Raw genomic sequence first — 3,212 nt, forward strand, 5'->3', positions numbered from 1 at the left:
CGATAAGAAACCCTGCTGCATATGCTAGGTTTTCATTTTCCAAAAGTTGATAACCACTTACCATAAAAATAACCAAGAGTGTTATTAAGTTAAACACATGGATATACGGGTGTTTTATGGTGAAATGAGCATATGCTCTATACATGCTCTAACCTCTTTCTACAGTGTACGTTAGATTATTATTATTTTCTCTTCCACTCTATTGATGGAAGTGTCATTAGAAGATACTACTATATTTACTACTCATATCGTGCATTTAAAATGCACTTTACGCAGAGGTTCACACTTTTGGGAAGTTATTCGCTCTTTAGGCGGTATAAGCCAAAGTGCTACTAAAGCATAAAAAAAGCGAGAGGCTAAAACCTCTCGCTTTTGCTTTTTAGAATATTTGATTATATGCCGATACTTAGTTCATCGCCTTACGCCCGTACCATGGGGATCGCGCATCAGTTACACTAAACAATTGATACTTGCGATTAAGCATCTGTCCACCATCGCGGGTTAGCGGTAACCAGGAAATCGTAGCTCGATTGGTACTTGGTTTAACCGTCATGATGTCAAACGGGATAGAGACATAAAATCCTTTGTTGTAGCTCCCTTCACCAAATTCTTCAGCAGATAAGTTTGTTTGTGCGATAAAGGCACCAGCAATTACACCACTGTCAAACTGTTTAGAGAAGTCGACAGTAACACCCTTATCCTCTGTCAGGTACTGGCCAGCACTGACTTTGAACAATGTGTTTGGCAGCCATTCCCATTGAGGTTGGTAATACACAGTCGCATGGCCTGTGATTGCGCCCGTTTGAACCCTGTAGTCTCGGTTGGTGATAGGGTCAAACTGAACTTCCTCAGTGAAAAAGCCAAACTGAGAGTCCGGATCACGCTGAATGACATAGTTAGCATCCACACCTACTGCCCAGTTACTGCCTTGAGGGCGATATAGTATTTCACTGCCGACACCACCGAACATCATCTCCAGATAGCCACCATAAGCTTGGCTGTACCAGTTATCACCAAGGCGATCCATCCAGGTCAGCTGAAGGTTATTCATTCGGACTGGGTTATCGTTGATATACTGGCGAACCAAGGTACGAACGCGCTTGAGATCGGTACCATCAGGCGGGACTTCGTACAAGAATTTGTCGTAGTTGTCGTAAATATTGAAGTAAATAGAACCGCCTAGTTCAACGTGATCACTAAACCAATAGCTGGCACCGGCATTGATACCGATGTTAAACATATAAAAGTTCTCTGAACCACCAAAAGATTGCTGTAGGGTTGGAGCAACACTGACATCCCAATCTTTGTCAGATGCGGCAATCAACGATCCTTGAGGTGCCTGTGGAACGTCAACTTTAGCCGCATCCTCAACTTTTGCATCAAAGTATTCATGGTTTGCCACTTTTACGAACTGTTCGCTATCAATTCTTGTTTCGGTGATAGCCTGGCGGTTTGATGTTTCAACTAAGCGGTATTCTTTTGCCTCAGGAACGTGATTGGCAATAAGCGTTCCCGCGCGCAGGTGAGCTTCGGATCTATCTCGGTACTTAGTTTGCGGAGCAACAACGGTTACCGTTTCTGAGTCACTATAAATTGATGGGTTTTCATAACCAGCGACCTGATGAAGTTGCTGAGCAAGCTCAAGCCACTCCTCATTACTTAGTTCACTCTTGTCGTCATTCGGGCGTGGTGTTTGCTTTTGGTATGCTGGTAGCGGTTCATCTTGCCAAATTGCTTTTAGGTCATTGAAGTTGGTATTGAGGTTAAAGCCGAATGTCCAGGTATTGCCTCGCTCATAGCTAAGACGCAAGTCTCCCCAGTTACCTAGGCGATATAGCGCACCATAGTTGAACTTGCTGTCTTGAGACATGTCAATGCCACCCTGTGTAACAGGGAAGTCACTGGCGTAGTCATTTCCGTCATATTCAACTTTCAATCTCAGTGGTTGCCATGGGCTTTGATATTCTACACCACCAAAAACTGCGCTACATCCGCTAAACCAGCGATCAAAATCAACACTGCCGCCTTTACCTTTATACTCGGTATTACGATTACAATCATTGCTGGCTGTTTTGTCACCGGTTAAATTTGCACTATTGCCAATATAGCCCCAGCCCACACCGACAGTGAAATCAAATGGGCCGACATGTTTGCTAGCCGCAATGAATTCACCATCAAATAATCCGGTTCCACCGAAATCACGTACACCGATTGAGGTTTCCGGTATCCAATAGCTCTCTTCCAGTAAGCGAACTTTGAAGTCAATTCCTTTGTCAGTATATTTTGTATCACCGCTGAAGCTTGGATCTTCACTATAAAGAAGATCTTGAACTAAGGTGTAGCGGATTGTGGATTCGAGCCAAGGCAACAGCTGAAGTGAAACGGTGTAGTGGTGGTATTCATCATTAAATGTTCCACCGACGTTGAACTCACCTTCAGGAGCTGCTCGTCCTGTTGGCATTTGGATCAAGCCTACGCCACCAAAGTCGGACTGGGATGGTTGGAATTCCGGGTAGCTAAATTCATCGGCATGGCTTTGCCATGCAGGTAACATCGCTACTGTAAGCGTTGATAATGAGGTTATTAAAGTCTTTTTCATTTTACGGAGCCCGGTTCCTTAGCAGGTTCACAATGTCCTCGTTGATAGTGTTGAATTCATCAGGTAAAGAGGAAAAACCAAGATAGATTGCCGCTCCCGGCGCTATATCAAAATGCTTTTGATTCCAGTAAGCGATAGGGTGTTGCTCAACTTGTCCATCGGGTTGAATAATCCAGACTTCGCTATTATTTGCATTGTTGAGTGTCACAACTTGCTTGAGATAACTATTGGCGTTTCTGCGTTCTTGCCAAGAAACCTCTTTAGGGTGGGATACCGCACCTGCGACAAGTACAGTCCTTGGGCGAGGGGGCAATACCAATGTCATATCATGATTAACTAAAGGGTTGATTGCGGGTTCAATGCGGACATGGTCATAATCAAGAGGCGTGAATATTCTTTCGCCAATTTTAAGGTTTTCAATGTGCGTAGCGAGCTTGATAGCGGCTTGACTTTGTTCATTTTTTCCTTCATTTTTCCATAGGCTTGCTAACTGCGTAAGTTGGCTACCTACACGTTGTTTCTGAGGGTGAGGAAAACGCTCAAACAGTACAGCACCTGTCCAGAAAATATAGTTTGAAGATGAAGGTTGAATCTGATCTTGAGCAAGAGTTAG

2 protein-coding genes are annotated in these 3,212 nt (G+C 44.0%); both read right to left on the bottom strand.

Annotated features, from left to right (window positions below; genetic code table 11):
- Nucleotides 1–406: 406 nt before the first annotated feature.
- Nucleotides 407–2,599, bottom strand: coding sequence for a YjbH domain-containing protein (locus MHN01_RS21880; protein WP_239413422.1), 2,193 nt, complete (start codon nt 2,597–2,599; stop codon nt 407–409).
- 1 nt (nt 2,600) lies between these two features.
- The coding region (locus tag MHN01_RS21885) for a capsule biosynthesis GfcC family protein (RefSeq protein ID WP_239413423.1) at nt 2,601–3,212 on the bottom strand (612 nt) is incomplete at its 5' end.

The sequence above is a fragment of the Photobacterium sp. OFAV2-7 genome (assembly GCF_022347985.1).
Lineage (GTDB): Bacteria > Pseudomonadota > Gammaproteobacteria > Enterobacterales > Vibrionaceae > Photobacterium.

What these genes read in the sequence shown, in the direction of transcription:
- MHN01_RS21880 (WP_239413422.1), bottom strand. Translation starts at nt 2,599, where the DNA reads ATGAAAAAGACTTTAATAACCTCATTATCAACGCTTACAGTAGCGATG.